The organism is Puia sp. (assembly GCF_036500295.1).
Taxonomy (GTDB): domain Bacteria; phylum Bacteroidota; class Bacteroidia; order Chitinophagales; family Chitinophagaceae; genus Puia.
In genome coordinates this window covers 54,578-81,307 of sequence record NZ_DASYCH010000003.1, presented here as the reverse complement: position 1 = coordinate 81,307, position 26,730 = coordinate 54,578, and the positions used below count along the sequence as shown (strand labels likewise).

Annotated in this window: 18 protein-coding genes; 12 read left to right on the top strand and 6 right to left on the bottom strand. The window is 54.7% G+C overall.

Going from position 1 to position 26,730, the window contains the following annotated elements:
- Positions 1-39 precede the first annotated feature (39 nt).
- The 3 genes from ggt to VGM48_RS01095 all read left to right on the top strand — a co-directional run bounded on the left by ggt (position 40) and on the right by VGM48_RS01095 (position 7,221).
- Complete coding sequence (gene ggt, locus VGM48_RS01105) at positions 40-1,749, top strand: gamma-glutamyltransferase (RefSeq protein WP_331575727.1); 1,710 nt, start codon at positions 40-42, stop codon at positions 1,747-1,749.
- A 12-nt stretch (positions 1,750-1,761) separates the two neighbouring features.
- Entirely contained in the window at positions 1,762-2,301 is a 540-nt protein-coding gene (locus VGM48_RS01100) for a DUF1572 family protein (RefSeq protein ID WP_331575725.1), read from the top strand.
- Positions 2,302-2,463: 162 nt separating this feature from the next.
- Positions 2,464-7,221: a translocation/assembly module TamB domain-containing protein gene (locus tag VGM48_RS01095; protein WP_331575724.1), complete on the top strand. Its 4,758-nt coding sequence runs from the start codon at positions 2,464-2,466 to the stop codon at positions 7,219-7,221.
- Positions 7,222-7,246: 25 nt separating this feature from the next.
- Here the strand turns inward: VGM48_RS01095 and VGM48_RS01090 are convergent, their stop codons facing one another.
- The gene (locus VGM48_RS01090; protein ID WP_331575723.1) at positions 7,247-8,446 is read right to left on the bottom strand and encodes a bifunctional 3,4-dihydroxy-2-butanone-4-phosphate synthase/GTP cyclohydrolase II; all 1,200 of its coding nucleotides are present in this window, start codon (positions 8,444-8,446) and stop codon (positions 7,247-7,249) included.
- 445 nt (positions 8,447-8,891) lie between these two features.
- Between VGM48_RS01090 and VGM48_RS01085 the strand changes: the two genes are divergently transcribed.
- Positions 8,892-12,251: a TonB-dependent receptor gene (locus tag VGM48_RS01085; RefSeq protein ID WP_331575722.1), complete on the top strand. Its 3,360-nt coding sequence runs from the start codon at positions 8,892-8,894 to the stop codon at positions 12,249-12,251.
- Between the two features lie 46 nt (positions 12,252-12,297).
- Here the strand turns inward: VGM48_RS01085 and VGM48_RS01080 are convergent, their stop codons facing one another.
- Entirely contained in the window at positions 12,298-13,110 is an 813-nt protein-coding gene (locus VGM48_RS01080) for an alpha/beta hydrolase (protein ID WP_331575720.1), read from the bottom strand.
- A gap of 29 nt (positions 13,111-13,139) precedes the next feature.
- Here VGM48_RS01080 and VGM48_RS01075 point away from each other — a divergent pair, with 29 nt between their 5' ends.
- From VGM48_RS01075 to VGM48_RS01065, 3 genes are read left to right on the top strand one after another with little or no spacing between them, the layout of a single operon-like run.
- The gene (locus VGM48_RS01075) at positions 13,140-13,853 is read left to right on the top strand and encodes an esterase family protein (RefSeq protein WP_331575718.1); all 714 of its coding nucleotides are present in this window, start codon (positions 13,140-13,142) and stop codon (positions 13,851-13,853) included.
- Positions 13,854-13,856: 3 nt separating this feature from the next.
- Complete coding sequence (locus tag VGM48_RS01070) at positions 13,857-14,822, top strand: hypothetical protein (protein ID WP_331575716.1); 966 nt, start codon at positions 13,857-13,859, stop codon at positions 14,820-14,822.
- Positions 14,823-14,831: 9 nt separating this feature from the next.
- A complete protein-coding gene (locus VGM48_RS01065) occupies positions 14,832-15,947 on the top strand; it encodes a carboxylate-amine ligase (protein WP_331575714.1) in 1,116 nt (371 codons plus the stop codon).
- Positions 15,948-15,972: 25 nt separating this feature from the next.
- Here the strand turns inward: VGM48_RS01065 and VGM48_RS01060 are convergent, their stop codons facing one another.
- The 3 genes from VGM48_RS01060 to VGM48_RS01050 form a co-directional block, all read right to left on the bottom strand.
- Positions 15,973-18,567: a M1 family metallopeptidase gene (locus tag VGM48_RS01060; RefSeq protein WP_331575712.1), complete on the bottom strand. Its 2,595-nt coding sequence runs from the start codon at positions 18,565-18,567 to the stop codon at positions 15,973-15,975.
- A 64-nt stretch (positions 18,568-18,631) separates the two neighbouring features.
- The gene (locus tag VGM48_RS01055; protein WP_331575710.1) at positions 18,632-19,045 is read right to left on the bottom strand and encodes a DUF4907 domain-containing protein; all 414 of its coding nucleotides are present in this window, start codon (positions 19,043-19,045) and stop codon (positions 18,632-18,634) included.
- The gene (locus tag VGM48_RS01050) at positions 19,045-20,184 is read right to left on the bottom strand and encodes a hypothetical protein (RefSeq protein WP_331575709.1); all 1,140 of its coding nucleotides are present in this window, start codon (positions 20,182-20,184) and stop codon (positions 19,045-19,047) included. The genes VGM48_RS01055 and VGM48_RS01050 overlap by 1 nt, the downstream gene beginning before the upstream one ends.
- Before the next feature lie 416 nt (positions 20,185-20,600).
- Between VGM48_RS01050 and VGM48_RS01045 the strand changes: the two genes are divergently transcribed.
- The 5 genes from VGM48_RS01045 (at position 20,601) to VGM48_RS01025 (ending at position 26,326) form a co-directional block, all read left to right on the top strand.
- Positions 20,601-22,067 (top strand): DUF4270 family protein, encoded by a 1,467-nt coding sequence (locus VGM48_RS01045; RefSeq protein ID WP_331575707.1) that lies wholly within the window; start codon positions 20,601-20,603, stop codon positions 22,065-22,067.
- 70 nt (positions 22,068-22,137) lie between these two features.
- Positions 22,138-23,364, top strand: a complete 1,227-nt coding sequence (locus tag VGM48_RS01040; protein ID WP_331575705.1) for a hypothetical protein — start codon at positions 22,138-22,140, stop codon at positions 23,362-23,364.
- 1 nt (position 23,365) lies between these two features.
- Complete coding sequence (locus VGM48_RS01035) at positions 23,366-24,112, top strand: LytR/AlgR family response regulator transcription factor (RefSeq protein ID WP_331575703.1); 747 nt, start codon at positions 23,366-23,368, stop codon at positions 24,110-24,112.
- Positions 24,113-24,200: 88 nt separating this feature from the next.
- The gene (locus VGM48_RS01030; RefSeq protein WP_331575701.1) at positions 24,201-25,061 is read left to right on the top strand and encodes a type 1 glutamine amidotransferase; all 861 of its coding nucleotides are present in this window, start codon (positions 24,201-24,203) and stop codon (positions 25,059-25,061) included.
- Between the two features lie 47 nt (positions 25,062-25,108).
- Entirely contained in the window at positions 25,109-26,326 is a 1,218-nt protein-coding gene (locus tag VGM48_RS01025) for a hypothetical protein (protein WP_331575700.1), read from the top strand.
- On the opposite strand, the gene VGM48_RS01020 is transcribed toward VGM48_RS01025, so the two are convergent.
- Positions 26,327-26,716: a hypothetical protein gene (locus VGM48_RS01020; protein WP_331575699.1), complete on the bottom strand. Its 390-nt coding sequence runs from the start codon at positions 26,714-26,716 to the stop codon at positions 26,327-26,329. It lies immediately after the preceding gene.
- Positions 26,717-26,730: the final 14 nt, after the last annotated feature.

Genomic DNA, 26,730 nt, shown 5'->3' with positions numbered 1-26,730 from the left:
GTAACTTTCGGGATAACTCACGTAAAACCATTCTTCTCTATGCGGCAACCGCTCATCCGCTTTTCGATCCTTTGCACACTAATAATATCAATAAGTGTCCGCCTCTATGCACAGGAGTCAACCCCTTATCAATACAGCGTTCAAAAAAAGGCCGTCGTCTCCCACGGCGCCGTCGTCTCCGCCCACCCGCTGGCCAGTAATGCCGGCGTGGCAATCCTCAAAAAGGGCGGCAACGCCTTCGACGCCGCCATCACGACCCAACTCGTACTGGCCGTCGTTTATCCCGCGGCGGGCAATATCGGCGGCGGCGGATTTATGGTTGCACATACCGCCACTGGTAAGAACATCACCCTGGATTACCGTGAGATGGCCCCCTCGGCGGCTACCCGTGACATGTACCTCGATGCGGCAGGCAACGCCCGCACCGACCTCAGCCAGAACGGCCATCTTGCATCGGGTGTCCCCGGCGCTATCGCCGGCGTCTTCGCCGAACTGAAATATGCCAAACTACCCATCGCCACCCTGATCCAGCCCGCCATCGATCTCGCGGAGAATGGGTTCGCCATCACCGAAGCGGAAGCCCGCAGCCTCAACGGTACGCAGTCGGCATTCAAAAGATACAACACCGTCACACCCGTTTTTGTCAGGGAAGCCGGCTGGAAGGCAGGCGACACCCTCATCCAAAAGGACCTCGCCAAAACTCTCCGCCTGATCCGCGACAAGGGAGCAAAAGGCTTCTATGAAGGGGAAACGGCCCGGCTGATCCTCGAAGAGATGCAACGCGGCAAAGGCATCATCACCACCGCCGATCTGAAAAATTATACTGCAAAGGAACGGACACCCTCCGTGTTCCCCTATAAGCAATACAGCATCGTCACCATGCCCCTGCCCAGCAGCGGCGGCGTAGTGCTCCAGCAGATGTTGAAGATGGTGGAAGACCGGCCCCTCGGCAGTTATGGCTTCGAGTCCGTAAAAGCCGTCCACCTCATGACCGAGGTCGAACGCTTAGCCTATGCCGATCGCGCCGAATTCCTTGGCGACCGGGACTTCTATTCCGTACCCGTAGATACGCTCACCAGCAAGACCTACCTCCGGCATAGAATGACAGCCTTTCAGGATGACAAGGCCGGCAACAGCAAAGAGATCAGCGCCGGCGTCCTGAACCCGAAGTCCGAAGAGACCACCCACTTCGAAGCGGTGGACGACCAGGGCAACGCCGTCGCCATCACCACTACCCTCAACGGCGGTTACGGCAGCAGAGTGGTCGTCGGCGGCGCCGGATTCTTTCTCAACAATGAAATGGATGACTTCAGCGTCAAACCCGGCGTCCCCAATATGTACGGCGCCGTAGGCAACGAAGCCAACGCCATTGCCCCCGGCAAACGCATGCTCAGCAGCATGACCCCCACCCTCGTTCTGGACAAAGGCAAGGTCAGCCTCGTCGTGGGAACCCCCGGCGGCACCACCATAACCACCTCCGTCTTCCAAACCCTGGTGGACATCCTGGATTTCCACCTCAGCCCCGAAGACGCAGTCAACAAACCCAAATTCCATCACCAATGGCTGCCCGATGAGCTCTATATCGAATCGGGTTTCCCCACGGACGTGGAAGAGCAACTCAAAGCCATGGGCTATACCATCAAACGGCGCGGTAGCATCGGCCGTACCGAGGTCATCCAGATCCACCCCGACCACAGGATCGAAGCCGTCGGCGATCGCCGCGGCGACGACACCGCAGCAGGATACTAAAAATATTTTTCTATGAATACGCTCGGCACAGTCTATCTCGAATCCGTCATCAAACGCTTCCTCACCTATAAGGTTTTGGGCGACATGACCTTCACCCAGCTCGAAGAAAAAGACTTCTACTTTGCTCCAGGCGATTCCTCCAACAGCATCGCCGTCATCATCCAGCACATGCATGGCAATATGCGCAGCCGCTGGACCAATTTCCTGACGGAAGACGGCGAGAAACCCGGCCGCAACCGGGACGAAGAATTCAGCCCGCCCGCCTGTTCAAAAGCAGAGCTCATCCGCATGTGGGAAGAAGGCTGGCGCTGCCTGATGGAGACCCTGCGGTCCCTAACGGACGAAGACCTGCTCAAAACCATCACGATCCGCCGCGAACCACTCATCGCGATCGATGCCATCAACCGGCAACTGGCCCACTATCCACACCATGTCGGCCAGATCGTCTATATCGGCAAGATGATCCTCGATCAGAACTGGAAAAGCCTGTCCATCCCAAAAGGAGAATCACAGACTTTCAACAAACACATGCAAGAAAAACACAAGGGCTGAGGGCGTAAACTTTTAACGGGGTGCGCAGTCTCTAAAGGGGGAAATTGGTACTTAATTTGCACACATCCCCCTTTAAGCATTAATTTTGCCACCAGAAAAGGATAGCCCCTGAGAAAGATTTGGAAAATACTCCGTAATACATTACTGGTTTTATTACTATTAATGCTCTCGCTATGGGGTCTTATCCACTTGCCTGCCGTTCAAACCTGGCTTGTTGGCCGCGTAACTTCAAGGCTTTCGCATGACCTTCACACCCGCATCCATGTCAAAAGCGTCGACTTCTCGCTTTTTAACAAAATGTTGCTCGAAAGTACGCTGGTCGAAGACAACAAAGGCGACACGCTTCTGTACGCCGGCACGGTAAGGGTGAACATCACCGACTGGTGGTTCTTCAAAGACAAAGCCCAACTACAGTATATCGGTCTCAAAGACGCCACCGTAAAGCTCCAGCGCACCGACTCGGTCTGGAACTATCAGTTCCTCGTCGACTATTTCACCGATACCGATACCACCCTAAAAAAAGTAAAGGATACAGCCAGAGGCCTTCAACTCGATCTGAAAGAGGTGGAGCTTTCAAGTGTCCATTTTCTCAAGCATGACGCATGGCGCGGCGAAGACATGGACCTGCACCTGCGATCGCTAAGCCTCGACGCCGATACCATCGATCTCACCGACAAACGAGCGCGCATCCGCACCCTCGATTTCACCCAGCCCGACTTTATCCTCTCCAATTACACCGGCCGGCGTGCTCACCCGCCGCTAGATACGATACCCATCATCAACGATCCCCTCCACCTGAGGCTAAATCCGGCCGGATGGGACCTTACCGCCGGCCGCATCACGATCCACAACGGCTCCTTTCAGAATAGGAAAATCGGCGATACCGTCATCAACAAGCACTTTGACGGCAACCATATCCGCTTTTACGAGATAAACACCAGTTTCGCCAATTTCCGGCTCAATCGCGATACCCTCACCGCACAACTCTCGCTCAGTACAAAAGAGCGCAGCGGACTCGAAGTAAAAAAGCTCAATGCACGCATCAAGTGGTTCCCCGAAGCCATGGAATTCGCCCGCCTCGACCTCCAGACAAATAAGAGCCACCTCCGGCATTTCTTTGCCATGCGCTTCAAGACCCTCGACGACATGTCCGACTTCGAAACAAAGATCCGGATGGAAGGGGACTTCAACGACTCCGAGATCGACACCGACGACATCGCCTGGTTCGCACCCGGGCTGAAAGGCTGGAATAAACGTATTCGTATCACCGGCAACCTGCAGGGCACCGTTGCCGATCTCCAGGGACGCAAGGTAGTCGTCGAAGCCGGCAAGAACACCCTGCTCAATGGGGATATCCACCTGAAAGGACTGCCCGATATCGAAAAGACCCTTATCGAATTCAAGTCAAACGACTTTCGCACCACCTACGAAGACATGTCCACCCTGATCCCCTCCCTGCGACAGGTACGGCAACCACGCCTCGACCACGTCGAATGGCTGCGCTTCAGGGGCGACTTTACCGGGACCGTCAGGGACTTCGTCACAAAAGGTACCCTCGAAACAAACCTGGGCACCATCGAAACAAACCTCGACATGAAGCTCCCGCCGTCCGGTCTCTCCATCTATTCCGGGACGATCACAACGGACAGCTTTCGGCTGGGTTCCTTCCTTGACAATGATAACCTGGGGCGCATCGCCTTCCAGGGAAAAATAAACGGCACGGGCCTCAGGACCGGCACCCTCAGCGCTACGTTGGACGGGATGATCAACAGCATCGAATTCAACGGCTATACCTACCAGCATATCCAGGTGAATGGCGCCGTCGCAAAAAAACGTTTCAATGGTGAACTGATCGCAAGCGACCCGAACCTCGATGCCCACCTTCTCGGCCTGGTCGATTTCAGCCAGCAGCAGCCAAAATTCGACTTCGAGGCCGAAGTGGCCAAAGCCAATCTCACCCGGCTGCACTTCGCGAACCAGGAAGTGGAATTCGACGGGAAGTTCAAATGCAATTTCACCGGGGACGACGTCGACAACTTCCTCGGTCACGCCAGCATCTACGACGCCTCCCTGTTCAAGAACGGCAACCGGGTCTCCTTCGACTCGCTCACCCTCGAATCCAGCGTAGAGGGAACCAACAAAAAGATCGTCCTGGTAAGTAATGAGTTCGACGGCGCCATCGCCGGGGAATTCTCCATAAAAGACCTGCCCGCCTCCTTTCAGACCTTTCTCAATAAATACTATCCCAGCTATATAAAGCCCGCAAAGACGGAACTCGCCAATCAGAACTTCACTTTCGTGATCTCCACAAAAAAAGTGGATGAATACATCGACCTGTTCGAAAAAGACCTGAAGGGCTTTAACAATTCCATCATCGCCGGCCGCATCGACACCCGCGACAAACACCTGCTCGACCTCAACGCGGATATCCCTTCCTTCGGCTACAAGAGCGTCGTCTTTAATAACCTCGTCCTGAAAGGGACCGGTAATCTCGACAGTATCTCCATGGAAACCACCATCGGGGACGTGCTGATCAATGACAGCCTGCACTTTCCAGGTACCGTGATCCACCTTCGGAGTTCCAACGACCTGTCCAGCCTCCAGGTAAAGACCAGCGCCAACCAAACCCTCAACTCCGCCAATATCTCGGCACAGGTGCGCACCCTGCCCACCGGAGTAAAACTCACCTTTGACCCATCAACCTTCGATATCAACAGCAAGACCTGGGTCATCGACAAGGATGGAGAACTGGCCTTTACCAGCAACGTGCTCTCAGCCGACGGCATGAATATCCACAGCGGCGATCAGTCCGTCGCCATAACCACACACCCGTCCGGCGAAGGCAACTGGAACGATATCCATATCGATCTGAAAAGGATCAATATCGGCGACTTCACCCCCTATCTTGTCAAGTCCGAACGGCTCGAAGGACTGCTGACAGGCAGCACGGACATCATCAACCCCTTCGGTAACCATACCATCAATTTTCAGGGCCAGGTCGAGCAGTTCCGGTTCGACAACGACTCCATCGGCCGGCTCGACCTCACCGCGGGCTATCAGAAGTCTACCGGCGCCATCAACGCCACCGTACACTCCGACAACAAAGACTATCACTTCGATACAAAGGCCGTGATCAATACCGCCGACAACGCCGGCACCCCCATCGATATCACGACGAACGTCGCCACGATGAAAGTGAACATGCTGGAAAAATACCTCAGCGGTATCTTCACCAACCTGACAGGCAACGCCAGCGGCACCTTGCAGATCACCGGCCCCCCTTCTCATCTCTACTATCTCGGAACGGTCCAGTTAAAGGACGCTTCCCTGAAAGTAGCCTACACCCAATGCACCTATAAGATCCCCACGGCGACCATCCGCTTTAAAAAGGATACGATCGACTTCGGGACGCTGCAGCTAAAAGACCGGCTCGGTCACACCGCCGATCTGCTCCACGGCCGGCTGATGCACCATGCCTTCGACGATCTGGGCTTTGACTTCGAACTCAACACCAACCGGCTTCTCCTGCTGGATACCCGGGCAACCGACAACAGCCAGTTCTATGGTACCGTGATCGGCAAGGCAAAAATGACGTTAACCGGCCCCGAACAGAACATGATCATGAACATCAAAGGGGAACCCACCGACAGCTCGAACATCTACCTGCCCCCTTCCTTCAGCAGAGAAAGCGGCGAAGCCGATTTCATCGAATGGCGCGTTTATGGGAAGGAGATGAAACATAGCCTGGCGGACAGAAAGTCCTCCAACCTGCTCGTGAATCTCGACATGTATGCCAACAACTTTGCGAATGTCTATATGATCCTCGACCCACTGAGCGGCGATATCATAAAAACCAATGGACATGGCAACCTCGTCATGCGCGTAGGAACGACGGACGACCTTACCCTGAACGGCCGCTATGAGATCGATCGCGGGAATTACAACTTCACCTTCCAGTCCTTTATCCATAAGCCCTTTATCCTCAGCGAAGGCGTGGGTAATTATATCCAGTGGAACGGCAATCCCTACGACGCGACCATCGGCATCGCCGCCACCTTCCGCGCCGAGAACGTCCGGTTCAGTGACCTGGGACTCAATAACTCCGTCGGCATCCAGGACGAGAATGTCCGCCGCTACCGGGGTGATATTATCGTGACGGCCAACCTCACCGGGAAACTGATGTCGCCAAACATCGCCTTCCAGATCGATCTTCCGCCGGGCAGCCCCCTCCGGAACGATCAGGATGCCCAGACCCTGCTTGCCCGTATTCAAAACGACCCCAACGAACTCAACAAACAGGTGTCCTGCCTGGTCGTACTCAACAGCTTCGTCCCGCTGTCCAACAGCACCAACACCTTCGACGCATCCTCCGCGGTGGGCAATGTCGTCGTCAACACCATCTCAGGCGCCGTATCCAACGGCTTCTCAAAACTGGTATCCCAACGGCTGCAAAGCATCTTCAAGGATAAAAGCCTCCGGGTCAACTTCAACACCAATTTTTATAACGGCAACTACCTGATCTATTACAATCCCGACGAAAGCGGCCTCAACTACAACCGCACAAATCTCAACGTTTCCATCGCCAAGCAATTCATGAACGAAAAGCTGACGCTCACCGTCGGCAGCGCCCTCGATTTCGGGATGACGGCGGCACAAACTGCAGTGTCCTCCTTCCAGTTCCTGCCCGATATCAACGCGGAATACAAGATCACCGCCGACGGCCGCGTGGCCCTGACTTTCTTCTACCGGGATTCATATAACTACCTGTCCACCGGTAATCACACGCAGAACAGCAGCGGCACCAGCATCTCCTACCGCCGCGAATTCGATCGCCTCGACGAACTGTTTAAAAAGAAGAAAAAGAAGAAAACGGTGCAGCCCCCACTCCCACCACCGCCACCCGTAACTACTAAACAATAAACCCTGCTGACGCAGGGTTTATTGTTTATTTCAGTATCTCATGCCCAAGCTTATCTCTCTTTGTTTGCAGATATTTTTCATTGTGCGGATTCGGATGGATCTCGATCGGCACCGTTTCGACGATCTCGAGCCCATAACCCAGCAGACCAGCCCGCTTCCGCGGATTATTGCTGAGCAGCCGGAGCTTCGAGATCCCCAGGTAGCGAAGGATCTGCGCCCCCACCCCATAATCCCGCTTGTCCATCGGGAAACCGAGATGAAGATTGGCCTCCACCGTATCCATTCCCTCTTCCTGCAGCTTATAGGCCCTGAGCTTATTCAGTAGGCCGATACCCCGTCCTTCCTGATTCATATAAAGGATAACACCCTGCCCTTCTTTTTCCACCAGCCGCATCGCCTCGTGAAGCTGTTCGCCACAGTCACAGCGAAACGATCCCAGGATGTCCCCGGTAAAACAGGAGGAATGCACCCGGACCAGCACCGGTTCGCCCGACGTCCAGCTGCCCTTTATAAGCGCCAGGTGTTCGTTATTGGTGTTCTTCTCGCGAAACGCGATCAGTTTGAAATCTCCATACTTGGTAGGCATCTCGACCCTCACAACCTCTTCGATCAGGGAGTCGGTCTTCAACCGGTATTCGATCAGGTCCTTTATCGAAACAACGGGGAGGTTGAATTTCTTGGCTATCTTCAGCAGCTCTGGCAGCCTCGCCATCGACCCGTCCTCATTCATGATCTCCACCAGCACCCCCGCCGGTTCAAAACCAGCCAGTCGCGCCAGATCGATCGTGGCTTCCGTATGACCAGCCCGCCGTAATACCCCTCCACGCTTTGCCCTCAGGGGAAAGATATGCCCTGGACGGCCAAGATCGTCAGGCTGAGTGGCACGGTTGATCAGGGCCTGCACCGTCTTGGCGCGGTCGCTGGCCGAAATACCCGTGGTACAGCCATGACCCAGCAGATCCACGCTCACCGTAAAAGGCGTCTCATGAAGCGCCGTATTTTTATTGACCATCAACTCCAGACCCAACTCATCACACCGATCCTCCACCAGCGGAGCGCAGATCAATCCACGGCCCTCCTTGCTCATAAAATTGATGATCTCGGGCGTCACATTGCGCGCGGCAGTGACGAAATCCCCTTCGTTCTCACGATCTTCATCATCCACAACGATAACCAGCTTTCCTTGTTTTATGGCTTCAATGGCGCTCTCAATACTAGATAGCATCAAAATCCTTGTTTAATTACAAAAATAACAATAAATACCCGGGAAAGTTATAAACGGCCAACTCCCACCCCCAGTTGCCCGCCTCGGCTGCGCTCCGAACTTCGTCGGACCCGCTTCGCCACGGTCCTCCCGCCTCGGCTGCGCTCCGAACTTCGTCGGACCTGCTTCGCCACGGTCCTCCTCGTTCCTATCCTTCGCTGCGCTCGGATACCCAAAAACCATTAGCGGCCCTAAAGGTCCATTTTTGTTCATAAATTGTCAATATTAATTAACCATGATCGAGCAGCCTTTTTCTATGTTTGCGTTTCTTTAACAAGTCCACTCTCCGTCCTCCATCCTGCGAAAAATTTGCATCTGCCTGCTATCTGTTAATGATTTCATAATCTGCTTATGAGTACAGTCATATAAATTCTGTATTCCTTTGCACCCGCAAAAACCACTTTATATGATAAAACGACTGCTATTATCAGCATTCACCCTTCTGTCCATTTTGTATTCATTTGGCCAGGAGACGACTTCCCAGATCTTGGGTAGCGTTTCCGACGGAACCTCCCCCCTCGGCGGAGCGACTATAACGGCCCTGCACGTGCCGACGGGAACAAAATACGTCACCACCACCCGGAAAGATGGCCGCTTCAACCTGGCCGGCTTGCGTGTAGGCGGCCCGTACACCCTCACCGTGAGCTATGTCGGCTTCAAAACTGAAACACAGGAAAACATCTCTCTCTCCATCGGTCAGGACTTCACCTCGGATACCAAAATGACCCCCGAATCCAAAGAACTGGCTGGTGTCCTGGTATCAGCAGGACGTCAGAATAAGATCTTCAATAACAGTCATACCGGTAGCCAGGAGATCGTCAACCGCTCTCAGCTGGAACAGTTGCCGACAGTTGCCCGTTCATTGCAGGACTTTACCCGGCTGGAACCTACGGCTACACTCAACTTCGGTAGCCAGAGCTTCTCCGGCGCCAACCCCGGCATGAACAACATCACCGTCGACGGTGCCGACTTCAACAACTCCTTCGGTCTTTCGGGAACTCTCGGCGGCCAGGCCAGCGCCCAACCAATTGCACTGGATGCCATCGACCAGGTTCAGGTCAACGTCTCCCCCTATGACGTCCGTCAGGGTGGGTTCACCGGCGCCGGTGTCAACACCGTTACCCGCGGCGGTACCAACCAATTCAGAGGGTCTATCTATGACTATTTCAAAAATCAGAATAACATCGGCTACAAGGCAGATGACAACGTGGTCCTCAAAACACCCCTCAGCCTGAAAGTGCAAGGCGCCAGCTTCGGTGGTGCGATCATCAGGAACAAGCTGTTCTTCTTTGTAAATGCCGAACGCAGCATCCAAACCGCTCCCGCTACCAGCGTGATCGCTTCCGATGCAAGCCATCCGCCATCCGGCAGCTCGGTTTCCCAGGCCAACGCCGATACCCTTCGCGCACTCGCCAGCTTCCTCAAAACGAACTACAACTACGATCCGGGTCCCTTCCAGGGCTATTCCTTCCAGACCAATAGCTACAAAGTCAACGCCCGCATCGACTACAACATCGACAACGCCAACACGCTGACACTGAAATATAACTACCTGAAATCCTACCAGGATCAGCAGCCCAGCACCAGCCGGGCAATCGGCGCCGGTGGTCTCGTTGGCGGTCAGAGTCCCGGTACCTTCGCAATGCCCTTCTACTCTGCGGGCTATCGAATCAACAACAACCTGGGTATCTGGATCGCCGAGCTGAACACCCGCTTCGGCAATGCCGCCTCCAACAAACTGCAGGTTGGCTACACCCGCGAACGGGACTTCCGCACCCCACATTCCCCCGTTTCCACCATGCCCTTTGTCGATATCCTCAGTGCAGGCAACGTCTACACCTCATTCGGTTACGAGCCGTTCACGTACAACAACGTGCTGAACATGGACTCCTACAACCTGACGGATATCTTCACCCTCTACAAAGGAGCACATGAGATCACCTTCGGTACTCAGAACAGCTATAAGAAATACTCGAATGCCTTCGCCCCCGGTTACCAGGGTGTTTACCAGTTCGCCAGCCTCGACCAGTTCCTCAGCGGCGGTACTGCACAAACCTACTCCCAGTCCTATTCCACGCTGAAGGGCGGCGCCTTCCCCTTTGCCTATGCCGGTGCCACCAACCTGAGCGTTTTCGCACAGGATAAATACCGGGTCACCAACACCTTCACCCTGGTCTATGGTATCCGGTTCGACTACACCAGCTACCAGAACAAGTTCACGGATAACCCCAACTTCGATGCCCTTACCTTTAAGAATAGCGCTCGTTATGACGTAGGCAATGCGCCCTCGGGCTTCCTGGTGGTATCTCCCCGTGTTGGTTTCAACTGGGATATCAACGGCGATCGTTCCTGGCAACTGCGCGGCGGTGCCGGTATCTTCGAAGGCGCTCCGCCCTTCGTATGGATCGAGAACCAGGCCGCCAACAACGGCGTGCTCCTCGGTTCCTTCAACAACAAGAACCAGCCCTTCTTCCCCAGCGCACAAGCCGGTTTGAACAACGCCCTGCAAGGCCAGAGCCAGACCGCCACACCGACCAGCTACTCGGTCAACGTTATCTCGAAGAACTTCAAATATCCCACCAAGCTGCGCACAAGCGTCGGCCTGGACAAGAAGCTGCCTGATGACTGGGTCGTCACCGGTGAGTTCACCTACTCGAAGGACATCAACGCCACCTATATGGCGAACCAGAACCTGAATACGGAAAAGAGCGCTTTCGCCATCAACAACGGCGGGGATACCCGCACCCGCTACAACAGCGACCCGACGGCTACCAGCGGCTACAACGCCAGCAACACCTATTACAGCGGAACGCCGGCTCCTGCCACCCTGCAAAACCCCAACCTGGGTAATGTGATCTGGCTGGGCAATGCCAACAAGGGTTGGTCCTACGCCGCCACCGCCCGCATCAGCAGAACGATCCGCAACTTCCAGGTAGGCGCTTCCTACACCCACCAGGATGTGAAGTCCACCATGGAGAACGGCAGCACCGCCAGCACACTCTGGTCCACCCGCGCCGTTTCCAATACGAACCCCAACGCCGCAACGCTGGGCCGTCCGAGCTGGTACAGCCCCAACAGGGTCATTGCCTACATCAACTGGCGCAAAGAATACGGCGGACATTTCGCCACCTCCATCGGCGCCGTATACGAAGTACAAAGCTTCGGCGCCACCTCCTTTGTTTACAACGGTGACCTCAACGGCGATGGCAACACAGGCAACGACCTGATCTATATCCCGAAGAGCGCCTCCGACATCAGCCTGATCGATGCCGGCTCCTACAACAAGACCAGCCACACCGGTTCCACAAGCGGTACCGCTGCCGATCCCCGCACCGCTGCCCAGATCTGGACGCAGTTGAGCAACTTCATCCAGCAGGACCACTATCTGTACAAGCACCAGGGTCACTACGCAGAGTCCAACTCCGTTACACTGCCCTACTATAAGCACCTCGACCTCAACGTGACGGAAGACGTTTACTTCTTTACGAAGAATGGCGGCAGCAAGGACAAACACACCCTGCGTTTCAGCGTCGACATCCAGAACGTCGGCAACCTGCTGAACCGGAACTGGGGTGTGGTCCGTACGACCAACATCAACAACTTCCTGCGTTTCGAAGGGATGGGCGCAGACGGCAAGACCCCACTGTTCTCCTTCCCTTACTCCGATGCCAAGAACCTCGTACCGCTCGTCAACAGCTTCTCTCCCAGCACCGCGATCTCTTCCCGCTGGCAGATGCAGTTCGGCGTTCGTTACCTGTTCAACTAATAAAAAAAGAACCCGGCCAAAAGCCGGGTTCTTTTTTTAAAATCATCTATTTACCAAACGCCCATAGTAAGAACTCCGGCATCGCCCTCGCCCAGGTTGCCACATCATGATGGCCGCCGGCGATCTCCAGATAGCGGATATCCCGCGCCGCATCATATCCCTTTACCGCCAGCTCCCGCATCAGCTCCTGCGTATCGTCGATGGAATCGATGACCCCATTCCCGTTGCGATCCTCCTGCTCATCCTCCGTTCCGCATTCGAAAAAGAATTTCAACCACGGATAGTAGCCGCCCCCCCGAACCTCCGCCTGCATGATCCTGTCGGTATGCTCATTATAAGCAGGGTCGTTCTTATCCTTCGTCCGCCACCAGAAACTGCCTGAGAAAAGGCCGGCTTTGGAAAACTCCTGCGGATGATTCCAGACGATATCCATCGCACTGAGAGCACCCAGGGAGAACCCCGCAAATGCCTTCTCCCGGAAATCGGGTGCACGATATTTCCGCCTCACGGCAGGAACCAATTCATCAAAGATAAACCGGGTATAGCCGCCCGCCTTCGCACCCCAGCCCTGGTAATCCGGCTGACCCGCCGTCCCATACTCCATATTCCGCTCCTCACCCGCATGGATCCCCACGCAGAGCAGGGGCGCAAGCTGATCGCGGTTATACAAGTCATCCAGGATCCCGGACAGCCCCAACCGGGCCAGGTCCTGCCCGTCATTGATCAGCAACAGACTCGCACTCCGCATATCCTGCAGGCTGACCGGCAGGTAAAAATCCACCGTCACCGTACGGCCCAGGGAAACCGACGCCAACGCCATAGTCTCCCTTCTGATATTCGTGCTCTTTTCTATCGACATAGCGTCAAAAATAGTATATTTAAACATAAATGGATTTAGACGAAGAATATCATAAATGGCATTCCCCGGCAGCCGGCCGGGACTTCGAAATGCTCGTGTTTGGAAAGGGCGGCTATCCCGTCATCCTGTTCCCGACCTCCCGCGGAACGTATTACCAAAACAAAGACCAGGGACTGATCGAGACCGCCCGCTGCTTCCTGGAAAACGGAAAAATAAAGATCTACTGCCCCGATAGCTTCGACAGCGAAAGCTGGTATAACAAATCGGCATCCCCCGCGGAAAGAGCCTGGCGGCATTCGGTCTACGACCGGCTGATCCTCGAAGAGGTCCTGCCCCGCGCCCTGCATGACACCGGCCATAGCCGCGTAGCCGTAGCCGGCTGCAGCTTCGGCGGCTATCATTCGGCCAATTTCGCCTTCCGCCATCCGGGCCACGTTGGCTACTGCTTTTCGATGAGCGGGGTCTTCGACATCCGCTCGTTCACGGACGGCTACTACGACGACAACGTCTATTTCAATAATCCCGTAGATTTTATCGCCGGCGCAAACGATCCCGCTCTCTGGCAGATGGGCATCGTGCTGGGCACCGCAGAACACGACATCTGCCGTGGACAGAACGAATGGATAAGCCGCCTGCTCGCGGCCAAATCCATCCCCCACTGGCTGGACATGCGCAGCGGACGCGACCACGACTGGCCCGTATGGAAAGAAATGTTCCCCCTTTACCTCCAAAAAATTGTATAGGTTATGAGCGTCAACAAAAAAATAGGTATCCTCTACGGACGAGAGAGAAGCTTTCCGATGGCGTTTATCGAAGCCGTCAACAGAAAGAATATCGCCGGCATCACCGCCGAGCCCGTGCGGATCGATAAGGTGGTCCAGGGCGAGAGCAGCGGTTATGCCGTCATCCTCGATCGCATCTCCCAGGACGTTCCCTTTTACCGCGCCTACCTGAAGAATGCAGCACTCTGCGGAACCGCCGTGATCAACAATCCTTTCTGGTGGAGCGCCGACGAAAAATTTTTTAACAACTGCCTCGCCACCCGCACCGGCGTTCCGGTACCCAAGACCGTTATCATCCCGTCCCGCGAACTGCCGTCCGACACTACCGATCAATCCTTCTCCAACCTCGCCTTCCCGCTCGACTGGCCCGGCATCTTCGACTATATCGGCTTCCCCGCCTATATGAAACCATTTGCGGGCGGCGGATGGAAAAACGTCTATAAACTTCACAGCGCCGAAGAGTTTTATCAGAAACACGCCGAAACCGGCCAATTGGTGATGCTGCTACAAGAAGAGATCGTCTTCACCGAATACTACCGCTGCTATTGCATCGGCGGAAAATATGTCAGGATCATGCCCTATGAGCCGCGCAACCCGCACCACCTCCGGTACAGCGCGGATTTCAGCCCCTCCGCCGAACGGCTGCAGGAAATGGAAGAGATCGTCCTTCGCATCAACGCCTGGCTGGGCTACGATTTCAACACGGTGGAACTGGCGGTCCGCGATGGCATCCCCTATGCCATCGATTTCTGCAACCCCGCCCCCGACGCGGAAAAGTCCAGCGTAGGCGAGGACAATTTCAACTGGGTAGTGGACACCTCCGCCGAGTACGCCATCGAACGGGCGCTCAACCACCAGAACGATACCGACAACCTCACCTGGGGCAAATATCTTCAATATAGCATCGGACACCGTAACCTCACCTTATAAATTGCACGAATGGCTGACATCAATTACCGCAATTTCACTCTGGGCATCGAAGAAGAATACATGGTCCTCGACCCAACGACAAAAGAGCTCAGAAGTCATGAACAAAAGATCGTAACCGAAGGCCAGAAGGTCATCCGCGACAAGGTAAAAGCGGAGATGCACCAGGCCGTCGTGGAAGTGGGCACCGATATCTGCCAGGATATCCACGAGGCGCGAAAAGACGTATCTACCCTTCGTAGCACCATCGCCAGAATTGCCGGCGACCTGGGACTGCAGATAGGCGCCTCGGGCACCCATCCCTTCAGTCACTGGGAAAGCCAGCTGATCACCGAACATGCCCGGTATAGCGAGATCGTGAACGAACTCCAGGAAGCCGCCCGCAGCAACCTGATCTTCGGCCTCCACGTCCACGTCGGCATGGAAAGCCGGGAAATGGCCAACCATATCGCCAACTCCACCCGCTACTTCCTGCCGCACGTGTATGCACTCAGCACCAACTCCCCCTTCTGGGAAGGGAGACTGACCGGATACAAATCCTACCGGACAAAGGTATTCGATAAATTCCCGCGCACGGGCATCCCCGAATACTTCGAAAGCATCGAAGCCTATGACAATTTTGTAAAGCTGCTGGTGAAAACCAATTGTATCGACAATGCCAAAAAGATCTGGTGGGACCTCCGCGTACATCCCTTCTTCAACACAGTCGAGTTCCGCATCTGCGACGTGCCGATGACCATCGACGAAACGATGTGCATCACCGCCCTCTTCCAGGCCATCTGCGTAAAGATCTATAAGCTGCGTTTGCAGAATATGAACTATATCCAGTATTCCCGCGCCCTGATCAACGAGAACAAATGGCGGGCAAGCCGGTATGGCATCGACGGCCATCTCATCGACTTCGGCAAGGAAGAAGAGGTCAACACCCGCGCACTCATTTACGAACTGCTGAATTTTGTCGACGACGTCGTCGACCACCTCGGCAGCCGGGAAGATACCCATTTCGCGGAGAAGATATTACAAACGGGCACCGGCGCCGACCGGCAGCTAAAGATCTACCAGGATTCGGGTCAGCAACTGGTGCCCGTTGTCGATTATATCCAAAATCAGTTTCTTCACGGAACCTGATCGTTGGGCCGTCCACAGGCGGCCCCTACTTCATATCCGCCGCCGTCAACCCTGAATTAACTTTTATCGTCTTCACCGTCATATCCAGATCCACCTGACCCTGGTTGTCATCGATATGCCAGGGGAATTTGATGCCGCTGACCTCCCGGTAATCACCGAAATCGGTCGTCGTCTCACCCTGCCCCGTACGTTTTACCGCCCGGATGCGCAGTCCGCTTTCCACCGAATAGTAATAGAGACTCACCTTCCCCGTCGGCCCGGTCACCTTCAACTCATAAGCATCCGTTCCATCCAGATTCTTTATACTCGTCAGCTCGGTCTTATATCCTTCTTTTAAGAAGTTCACCTCAGGGAAAGGAGCGGTATTCTCCCGCATCTCTGTCTTCGTTTTCTCATCGAGCGCAGGACTCTGCCCCCCCTGTGACAGGGTAACGCTGTCCTTGCTGATGGACAGATGCACGGCATGCATCTTCATATCGGGCAACTCGATGTCCAGCGTCGCAGCATCGGGCGTGATGAACCTCATGGTCTCGATCACGGCCTGCCCCTGAACGTTCGCCGTGGCTACGATCTCCAGGTCCTTTATCGCCGCAATCTTCTCCCGGCCACCAATGGCGCTCAGGAATTTGTCGATCACCGTAGTAGCCGATACCCCCGCAGGAACAGGTTTTTCGGCGGCCGCGCCGGTCCAGGTATTGTTGGCAGGATTGAAGTCCGGGAAATCATGCGCCGGATCGATAACGATCCGTTTTATCTTCGAGGTCGAAGGATAAGCAACATCCTTCGTGGGGCCATGCTGCCAGATCTCCACCGGCAGGGTAAGCGTATCCGTCTTGCCGTTCTCCTGCTCGACGACCATCACCACCGGCATAGCCATTTCTTCCAGGTTCTCGATCGTGATCACGGCACCCTTTTCCGGACTACTCTCCACATATTTGACGCCTTTCACGCCCTGGTCCAGCCGCCAGTTATGCAGCATCCATCCCCGCCAGAACCAGCCCAGATCCTCACCACCCATATTCTCCATGCAGCGGAAGAAATCCCACGGCGTTGGATGCTTGAACGCCCAACGCCGGATATAAGCACGGAAAGCATAGTCGAAGCGCTTCTCACCCAAAACATATTTTCGCAGCAGGTCCAGCGCCATGGCAGGCTTGGAATAGGCCGCCGAACCCAGGTTTTGCGCCTGGATCACATCGGGAACGGTAAGCAGCGCTTCACTTTTATCCCCGAACATAAAGGGTGCCGCCCGTTGCGCGTCCGACTTATGCGCAAACTCGCCCCGGTTGAAGACCTTGGTATCGACGCCATTGATAAAGGTGTTGAATCCTTCGTCCATCCACGCATACTTGCGTTCGTTGGACCCGACGATCATCGGGAACCAGTTATGACCAAACTCATGGTTGGTCACTTCCCACAATCCACCGCCCCGTTCGCCGCTACTGCAGAAGACGATACCCGGATATTCCATTCCGGCCACCAGACCGGCCACATTGGTAGCCACGGGATAGGTAAAGGGGAACCATTCTTGGGAATAGAGTTCGATACAGCCTTTTACAAATTCCGTGCTCCGCTGCCAGGAAGCCGCCTCATTGCTCTCCGCCGGGTAGATGGACTGCGCCAGCGCCTTCCTTCCTTCCGGAAGATTGATCCGGGCAGCGTCCCAGATAAAACCCCGCGAAGCCGCCCAGGCCACGTCACGGGTCCGGTTACAACGAAAATGCCAGGTCAGCATCGCCTTCGGCAACCTTGCCTTCGGATCATTCACATCCGCTGCCGACCGGATCACCACCGTCTTATCACTGGTCTTCGCCTTGGCCAGCCGGCTTTGTTGCGTCGCAGTCAGCACCTCTGCCGGGTTCAGCAGTTCCCCCGAACCCGCCACCACCATATTGGCCGGCGCCGTCACCGTATAGTCGATATTGCCATAGTCAAGATAGAACTCGCCCTGGCCGAGATACGGCAACACATTCCACCCGCTGACGTCGTCATACACCTCCATCCGGGGATACCATTGGGCGATCTCATAGATCCAGCCACCCGACATCAACTGCCTCCCCATCCGATCCGTACCATATTCGGGGATCGAAAAGGAATAGTCGATCCGAAACCGGAGGACGCCGCCTCCCCCCCTCAGGGCCTGCGGTAACCGGATCTGCATCCGGGTATCCGAAACCACATAGTCCGCCTTCACTTCCTTCCCATCGATCAACAGCATGACCGACTTGATGACATCTCCGTCTGTAAATTTCTTGTTCGACCACCGGCCGCCCGTCACCGGATTGGTGGCCTCGCCACGCGAATCGGCCCGGTAGATATTCTGGTCCAGTTGCAGCCAGAGGCATGGCAACGCATCGGGACTGTTATTCGTGTAGGTCACCGTCACCCCGCCGCTAAGCGAATGCTGGGTGGTATCCAGCGTCGTGTGGATCGCATAGTCGGCACGGTTGGTCCAGTATTTATCACCCGGCGCACCGCCGGCACTGCGGTAAACCGTACCCCCCGAAGGATAAAAAAGTGGATCGAATGCTTTGTGTGGATCGAATTTCGACACCGTAGGCGTCTGCGCCAGCAACCCGCCGCCGCAAAGCGCAATCAGAATTGTAAATAGGATTCTCATAACCTAAAGATAAAAAACCCCGCGCAGTGGCGCGGGGTTTCCTTTGCAGATATCAAAAAAATGATTACTTCAGTTTCGTAGAATCTTTTTTAACCCCGACTATCTGGTCGGCGGGCGGTTTGGCGGTGGAGTCCACCGGCGGGATATAAATGCCCTTACTCCGCATTTCCGCTTCCGTTATGTCCGGCAGCTTCCCGGCTATCGCCTTGTCATACACGATCTTGCCTGCCGCCAGCGCATCCTCCTTCGTCCGAAAGACCCGGTAACCACTAACCGCGGGAATATAGTCCTGATGACACCAGGGATGACCGTTCTGCAGGATATCATAACCCCAGCCGTTCTTCACCGGTATCGCCTTCAACTCCAGCAGTACGTGATCGTTGTTCCATTTCTTACGCTTGTAGAACCCGTAGGAAAAAGTCCCGATGATGACCAGCAGCATCAGAATCGAAAGACCCCATTTGCGCAGAAAAGCCATTAATCAAACTGGTTATAGATCTGATTGGGGAAGAATTCACGCAGATCCTGGAAGGCTCCCGAATTGCCCTGACTGACCCCCGTACCGACAAAGCCGCGATTCTGCAGGGTAAAGCCGACAGCACCGCTGCGGGGTGCACCTTCATAAGGCGTTTTTTCCGTCCACAGATCGGTGGCGAAATCATACTCCCAGGTATAGGTGATGGACGTTCCGTTCTGGCCAAGCGTAATATATCCCTTGTCGCCGGTTGCCGTCTTGGCAATGGTAAAGCCTACGCCGTATTTCCGGACGATGTTGGTATATCCATCGTCATAAGTGCCGCTGTTGGTATTGGAGATATCCCGAAGTTGGCTCCAGATATGCTGCGTATCGGTCTCTGCCTTCTGCGGATCGAATACCCAGAAATCATAGGCGTAGTTGTTGACCTCATGCTGACCGCTGGTCGTAAAGCCGCCGAAGATATAACCTTTGCCATTGTAAACCCAGGTAGTAGCACCGCTGCGGGGGTTACCAGGCAGGTAGGGCTTCGGAGTCCATTTGTTGGTGGCGGGGCTGTATTTCCAGACGTCGACGAAAAAGTTCAGGTTGTCGGTACCGGTAAGTACATAACCGACGGTGTCAAAACCCCATGCAGCCGCATCGAGGCGGGGCTGGGCGACACCGCCCTGGTCATGGAGCGAATCGATCGCATACCAGCTGTTCGAAGCCTGGTTGTAGGCCCAGAAGTCCGCAAGCACCGTATAACCGTCGTTGCCGACACCCGTACCGACATAGCCGATACCGCCTACAGTGAACGCAACTGCATTACTGCGGGGAGCGCCGGGGAAAGTTGCCGATTTGGACCACGTACCAAGCGTACTATCATAATAGGTAGGCGAAGGCAGGGGATCGGGGATCGTAGTGGGAGTGTATTTAAAGAAAGTGTTGAGACGCTGGTTGGGAAATTGCGGATTGATACCTGTGCCTACATAGGCAGCTTCACCGATGGTGAAGGCAACCCCGAAACCACTAACCTGTCCGGGGAAGGTGGCACGGCCAACCCAGTTGCCGTTTTGTGTATAGTTGATGCTAGCTTTGGTGCAGGAAAACAGGATACCTAGTAACATTAACGCGAACAAAGTAATGTTGATCCGCTTCATAATTTTTTTGATATTTTGCGCTAAAGTATTCTTTGTGGACATAGGAAATTCGTTAAAATGTATTTTCACAAAGATTTAATAGATGAACCCCGGATTTTTCTATACAAAGCGCAATTCCACGCGGCTTTTCCCAACCGGCCGTTTTGTTAACGCCGGCCATCTTCTATCGTTCTGAAAGAGAACAATTAACAAAGGATCGACAGGCCCATTTCAAGACCCGGACAGAGCGTGGAACGTTTTCCATTGGTAGATAAAAAAGGGCGGTTGGTCGTTTTTTTGATATCTTTGATACATACTAACAAAATAGTAACAACTGACGCCCCTAATATTGCACAAATTCGCCAAAAAGGCGCAAATTGCGCCTCCAATGCCGAAGCCGTAACATTCTGGCCTTTGGATCGATTAAGAAAACCAGCATGACTATACATAAATATTTGAGAAAAGACCTGCTTTTTCTTTTGTCCTCTTCCTTCTTGGCCTCGCTCTTTCTAATCGGCTGCCAAAAACAGCCTGACCTTCTCTTCGGCAGCACCTATACCGACGAAGGCACCGGCGCCAATATTGTTCTTGTAGACAGCTCTACCGTGGTGGTCTCCACAATAGACGAGGACTCCGTTGCCACCTCTTCCACCGGCTTTCTCATGTCGGGCACCTATAATGATGATTTTCTCGGCAGAGTAAGCAGCCGGGCCTACTGGCGCCTCCTCCCCCCGGCGACCCTGCCCACACTCGACCCGAGGGCAGACAACTACGACTCCATCGGCCTCGTCCTGTTCGCGAAGACCGGCAATCCTTATTATGGGGATACCACCGCCTTCCAGAAGTACGCCGTCAACCAGATAGATACCATCTTTGACTTTGCCAATGGACAGAACGGCTGGTTCAGCGACAATAGCCTGCCCCTCGGCCCCGAGCTCGGCAATACCAGTGTCCGCATCTTCCCCAACCGGCCGGGAACCAATGGCATTTCCAACACCAGTCAGGGCACCGGTGACACCGTCCGCATCCCCATGGACTATGCCCTCGGCCAACAGTTGTACAACATGGTCTACAACAAATCCGACACCCTCATCAACACCACCAAATGGCAACGCTGGTTTCCCGGTCTGTGCCTATCAACACCTGAAACAAGCCCGTCCAACCTCATCTACGGATTCATGGACAGCGCCATTATGCGCATCTACTACCGGGAAAATGGCGTCAGCAGCGAAGGGAAATTCATCGATTTCAATATAACAGATAAGGGTTTTCAATTCAACCAGATAGCAAGGCATTACGGCGGCAAGCCCGACTTCTCAGGACACCCCTCCTTTGCTGGAAAACCGATCGACAATCTTCAGTTCCCGACCAGTAACCCGCAGTCGCCTCCCGCGACCGTGTCCTCCAAAGTCGGCAACGTGGGGTACGTACAGAACATCGGCGGCCTAAGCGTCAAACTCACCTTCCCGAATATCAGTTCGATCGCGCTGCGGCCGGACTATATCGGCCTGCTACGGGCTACCCTGACCGTGAGACCCGTGCCGGGCAGCTATACCACCACCTGGCGGATGCCCCAACAGGTAGGCATCTTTTCCACGGACCAGAACAACCTGCTCCTCCAGCCCATTCCCGCCACCGGCGTTGCAGGAAGCCAGACAGGCAATCTGACGATCGACTATTTCCACCCCCAGAACACACTCTACACCTATGACGTCACCGCCTTTATCAAGGCGCTGCTCCTGGACCAGGGACCCACCGCCACCCAAACCGGGGTGATCCTCAGTGTACCCGCACCGGCCAACGTATCCTCCTTCAACCGGCTGATCGTCGCCGACCAGTCCTATCCCGTGTCCCAAAGGATCATGCTGAACGTTTACTATATTTCGTTATATCCCCATCAATAAATAAATGATACCTAATCGGATAAAAATATCGATCCTGTTTTCGCTGCTCACGGTAACATCTTTATGCGTGATGGCGCAAAACAACTTCCAGCCATACTCCCAGATGGGTATCGGGGATGTGGAGGACGGCTTTTACAATCGTACCACCGGCCTCGGAAACACAGGTATCGCCTACCGGAGCAACCGCTTCCTCATCAACAATAACCCCGCTGCCTTCTCCGGACTGGCCAACCAGTATTTCACCATGGAGACCAGTCTCCGCGGTTCTTTTATCCAATATTCCGGCAGTCCCGTCACACCCGCCAGCACCCAATCCGGTGATATCACCTTCCGCCGGCTTGCCATGGGGATCAAAGCGGCAAAAAACTGGGGGACCAGCATCGGCCTGGTGCCCTTCAGCACCCAGAACTACGAATTCAACGTACCCTATTTTATCCAGGGTAGTAATAACGAAGCAGCCAACCACTACTACCAGGGACATGGCAGCGTCAACAAAGCCTACTGGGCCAACTCTTATGAGTTCTTCCACCACATTTCCATCGGGGTGGATGCCGGCTATATCTTTGGCCAGCTGAACCAGAAAGATATCATCCAGGACCTGGGAACCGGAACATCCCAGACTTCCACGACAAACGACGTCAATCTGCAGAATCTCTACATGACCTATGGAATGCAGGTCTATGGCAATCTCGGCAAGCACTGGTCCTATGTCCTCGGCGGTGTCTATTCCCAGAAAGCCGATCTGCTGGCCTCCTATAATAAACAGGTACAGGGCACAGGCTCGGACTCCCTTCTTGGCCCCATCCAGAATGAACAGTTGATCGAGACCTATCTGACCCTGCCCAACAGCTACGGCGCCGGCATCTCGATCACCCATAACGATAAATATACCTGGCTCGCAGACTATCGCTACCAGGATTGGAACGGCGTACAACGCAAAAATGCCTATCCGGGCCAGGATTACCAGATCATCAGCAGCGAACGCGGCTCCCTCGGCTTCGAGATCTCCAAAAAGCGGAACTACTATAACAACAAAGTAGAGCTTGGTTATTTTCAGACCGGCCTTTATTACAGCAACTCCTATCTGCAGATCAACGGCAAGCAGATCCGGGACATGGGCGTCACCGTGGGCTTCGGGGTAAACTCCCTGAAATCGCCCCTCGCCTATTCCATCGTCTTCCAGTACGGAATAAAAGGCACCACCCAGAACCAGCTGATCCGCGAGAACTACGCCAACGTCACTTTTGTTATAAACTACGGCTCCATCTGGTATACAAAAGGAAAGAAATTTGACTAATATGCTTGATCTCCACCAGCAGATGAAAGGATTCCCGCTGATGGGGGTGTTCAACTGCATCGTGGTGGAGGACAACAACAAGCAGAGCGCCCTCCTCAAGGACTATATCGCCAAAACCCCAAAGCTTTCCTTCTCCGGCAAATGCGGATCGGCAGCCGATCTCTACCCGCTGGTCACCCAACACCGCGCAGACATCATCTTCTGGGATATCCGGCTGCTCGACAACCGGGTCATGCTCCGGTTAAAAGAATCTGGCTACTATCCGATCGTCATCTGCATCGCCGACAAACAGGAACAGGAAGAAAAGGAAACGGAAATGGACGTCTTCAGCTATCTGATCCGCCCACTCTCCTTCGAACGATTCCTGTCCACGATCAACCGGATCAGGGACTATCTTTCTACAACTATCTATATCCACCACCGCAACAACCGCTTCGTCTTCATCAAATCGGAATACAAGATCATCAAGGTAAAATTCGAGGACATCCTGTTCTGCGAAGGAATGAAGGACTATACCCAGATCTATGTCCGCGGCCGGGCGGAACCCATCCTCACCCTGAACAATCTCAAGTCGTTTTCCTACAAGTTGCCGCCGGAAGAGTTTATCCGCGTTCACCGCAGTTTCATCATCTCACTGACACACATCGATACCATCGCCCGAAACGAGATCTATATCGGCAAGAAGATCATCCCCATCGGGGACAGCTTCAAAGATGACTTCTATCAGATTATTGAGTGGAATTCCTAGGACAGGGACGGCCACAGGCCGGCCGGAGGCCAATAATTAGCCCTTGACCCACGGCCCGCAGGGCCGCAGAAAATCGTACCTTTGCCGTATGGAAAACCAAGCCAAAATAAGGGTGGCGATCCTCGATCTCTACGAAGGACAAGCCAACCAGGGCATGCGCTGTATCCGCGAAATACTGACAGCGTATGGTCGTACGCACTCACTCGACCTCCACTTCGACGAATTCGAAGTCCGCCTGAAGCACGAAACCCCCGATCTGTCTTACCAGATATATATCTCCAGCGGCGGCCCCGGCAGCCCCCTCGACAGCGAAGGCAGCGAATGGGAAAAAGTCTATTGGAACTGGCTCCAAAACATCGAATCCTTCAATGCCGACCCTGCCAATGCCGATCCCAAACAGGTCCTTTTCATCTGCCACTCCTTCCAACTCGCCTGCCGGCACTATTCCATCGCCAACGTCACCAACCGCAAATCCACCGCCTTCGGCGTTTTCCCGGTACACATGCTGGAAGGCGCCGCCGAAGAACCCGTTTTCGCCGGACTGCGCGATCCCTTCTATGCCGTCGACAGCCGCAGCTACCAGGTCATCCAGCCGGATTACCAGCGCATCGCCGATATGGGCGGACTGGTCCTGGCCATTGAAAAACAACGCCCCCACATCCCCCTCGAAAGAGCGATCATGGCGGTCCGCTTCAACGACAACATGATCGGCACACAGTTTCACCCCGAAGCAGATGCGGCGGGGATGAGCATGTACCTCCAACGCGAAGACCGCAAAGCCACCGTCATCGCCGAACATGGCGAAGAAAAATGGCGCAGCATGATCGAACAACTGGACGACCCCGATAAGATCCGGTACACCTACTCACACGTAATCCCAAATTTTCTCGACTATTCACTTCGTCCAACGCCCATGCAGCAGCAGACGAACCGCAGGTTCATCGCCTGAAAGCCGGATATCGGCGGTTTTGCGTAACTTCCGGCAAAAGCCTCCCAATGGTACCTGCACTGCGGCAAGCCTTTAACAAGGCATTCACCCGGCAACGCTATGAAGAATTTCTCACCGATCTGAACAGTCGCTATCCCGGCGCCATCCAATTCCGCATCGCCGAGACCCCCGTATTCATACCCGCCGGTTTTGCCGCGCAGCTCTCGGAAGCGGGTGAACAGGTCATCGATCTCATCCTTGAAGAAAAATTCCGCGAATGGACCGAACGCGCCATCCCGCAACAGGATCGCGTAGCCCGGGAGAACGATCATCCACACTTCCTGGTCTTCGACTTCGCCATCTGCGAGGATGGCCGGGGCGGCTGGCAACCCCAGCTCATCGAGATGCAGGGCTTCGCCAGCCTTTACGGCTTCCAGGTGTATTACCCCGAAGTGCTCCGGCGCCATTTCTCCATCCCCGACGACTACAGCCAGTTTCTCAATGGCCTGGATAAAGACAACTACCTCACCCTCCTGCGCGAAACCATCCTGGGCAGCTGCACCCCCGAGGAAGTGATCCTGCTGGAGATAAAACCACACGAACAAAAGACCCGCATCGATTTCTACTGCACGCGCGACTACCTGGGCATCCAACCAATATGCCTGACCGAACTCATTCAGGAAGGAAAAAAACTCTACTATATACATCCCGCCACCGGTAAAAAGACCCTGATCCGCCGCATCTACAACCGCCTCATCTTTGACGAACTGCATGCCGCGGCGGCCACACTGCCACCCGGGTATGTCGATATCCGGCAGGAACTCGACGTGGAATGGGTGGCCCACCCCAACTGGTTCTATCGCATCAGCAAATTCACCCTCCCCTTTCTCCGTCACCCCTTTGTCCCACCCACCTTCTTCCTGAACGAACTGACCCAGCCACCCGCCGACCTGGAGAATTATGTCCTTAAACCGTTGTTCTCTTTTGCCGGTCAGGGAGTGATCATCGACGTCCGGCCCGAAGACCTGGATGTCCCCGATCCGGCCAACTGGATCCTGCAGCGGAAGGTCAAATATGCCGAGGTCATCGCCACCCCAGACGGCCCCGCCAAAGCCGAGATCCGCATGATGTACCTCTGGAAAGACGGCGCACCCCGCCCCACCCTCGCCCTCAACCTGGCCCGCCTCAGCAAAGGCAAGATGATCGGTGTCAACTACAATAAAGACAAGGAATGGGTCGGCGGCAGCGTAGGCTTCTTCCAACGCCGATCACCGCCAATACGCTGATCATCGCCCGAAAACAAAAAGAAATCCACCCGCTTCGAGATAAAGCCTTCCATCCTCCGGGTCCAGGGCCATCCCGGTACAATCCAGCGGCGCGGCCAGCCACTGCATCTCTTTTAGCCCTTCTTCCCCTTTCCGCCGGTGAATGGTCAGACTGCCCGCCGCATTGTAGGAAAAAAGCAGCTGCCTGGCTTCGTCCACAAGCAATGTTTCAACCTGCCCCACCTGGAAGACCGCGGCAACCAACCGCCCGCCAATCTCCATCGCCAACGGCGGCCGAAGCCGGCTTAGATAGTTATACGGCCGATAAGCCGGCTCCCGGCCACGGATAAATCGGTGAATGACCAACATCATCAGAACAAACACCGCAATTATCTGTAATATTTTTTCCATCTTTGTACAAAGCT

What these genes read in the sequence shown, in the direction of transcription:
- ggt (WP_331575727.1), top strand. Translation starts at nt 40, where the DNA reads ATGCGGCAACCGCTCATCCGCTTTTCGATCCTTTGCACACTAATAATA.
- VGM48_RS01065 (WP_331575714.1), top strand. Translation starts at nt 14,832, where the DNA reads ATGGCTGACATCAATTACCGCAATTTCACTCTGGGCATCGAAGAAGAA.
- VGM48_RS01080 (WP_331575720.1), bottom strand. Translation starts at nt 13,110, where the DNA reads ATGTCGATAGAAAAGAGCACGAATATCAGAAGGGAGACTATGGCGTTG.
- VGM48_RS01075 (WP_331575718.1), top strand. Translation starts at nt 13,140, where the DNA reads ATGGATTTAGACGAAGAATATCATAAATGGCATTCCCCGGCAGCCGGC.
- VGM48_RS01050 (WP_331575709.1), bottom strand. Translation starts at nt 20,184, where the DNA reads ATGAAGCGGATCAACATTACTTTGTTCGCGTTAATGTTACTAGGTATC.
- VGM48_RS01030 (WP_331575701.1), top strand. Translation starts at nt 24,201, where the DNA reads ATGGAAAACCAAGCCAAAATAAGGGTGGCGATCCTCGATCTCTACGAA.
- VGM48_RS01040 (WP_331575705.1), top strand. Translation starts at nt 22,138, where the DNA reads ATGGCGCAAAACAACTTCCAGCCATACTCCCAGATGGGTATCGGGGAT.
- VGM48_RS01035 (WP_331575703.1), top strand. Translation starts at nt 23,366, where the DNA reads ATGCTTGATCTCCACCAGCAGATGAAAGGATTCCCGCTGATGGGGGTG.
- VGM48_RS01095 (WP_331575724.1), top strand. Translation starts at nt 2,464, where the DNA reads ATGCTCTCGCTATGGGGTCTTATCCACTTGCCTGCCGTTCAAACCTGG.
- VGM48_RS01025 (WP_331575700.1), top strand. Translation starts at nt 25,109, where the DNA reads ATGGTACCTGCACTGCGGCAAGCCTTTAACAAGGCATTCACCCGGCAA.
- VGM48_RS01085 (WP_331575722.1), top strand. Translation starts at nt 8,892, where the DNA reads ATGATAAAACGACTGCTATTATCAGCATTCACCCTTCTGTCCATTTTG.
- VGM48_RS01055 (WP_331575710.1), bottom strand. Translation starts at nt 19,045, where the DNA reads ATGGCTTTTCTGCGCAAATGGGGTCTTTCGATTCTGATGCTGCTGGTC.
- VGM48_RS01060 (WP_331575712.1), bottom strand. Translation starts at nt 18,567, where the DNA reads ATGAGAATCCTATTTACAATTCTGATTGCGCTTTGCGGCGGCGGGTTG.
- VGM48_RS01100 (WP_331575725.1), top strand. Translation starts at nt 1,762, where the DNA reads ATGAATACGCTCGGCACAGTCTATCTCGAATCCGTCATCAAACGCTTC.
- VGM48_RS01020 (WP_331575699.1), bottom strand. Translation starts at nt 26,716, where the DNA reads ATGGAAAAAATATTACAGATAATTGCGGTGTTTGTTCTGATGATGTTG.
- VGM48_RS01090 (WP_331575723.1), bottom strand. Translation starts at nt 8,446, where the DNA reads ATGCTATCTAGTATTGAGAGCGCCATTGAAGCCATAAAACAAGGAAAG.
- VGM48_RS01045 (WP_331575707.1), top strand. Translation starts at nt 20,601, where the DNA reads ATGACTATACATAAATATTTGAGAAAAGACCTGCTTTTTCTTTTGTCC.
- VGM48_RS01070 (WP_331575716.1), top strand. Translation starts at nt 13,857, where the DNA reads ATGAGCGTCAACAAAAAAATAGGTATCCTCTACGGACGAGAGAGAAGC.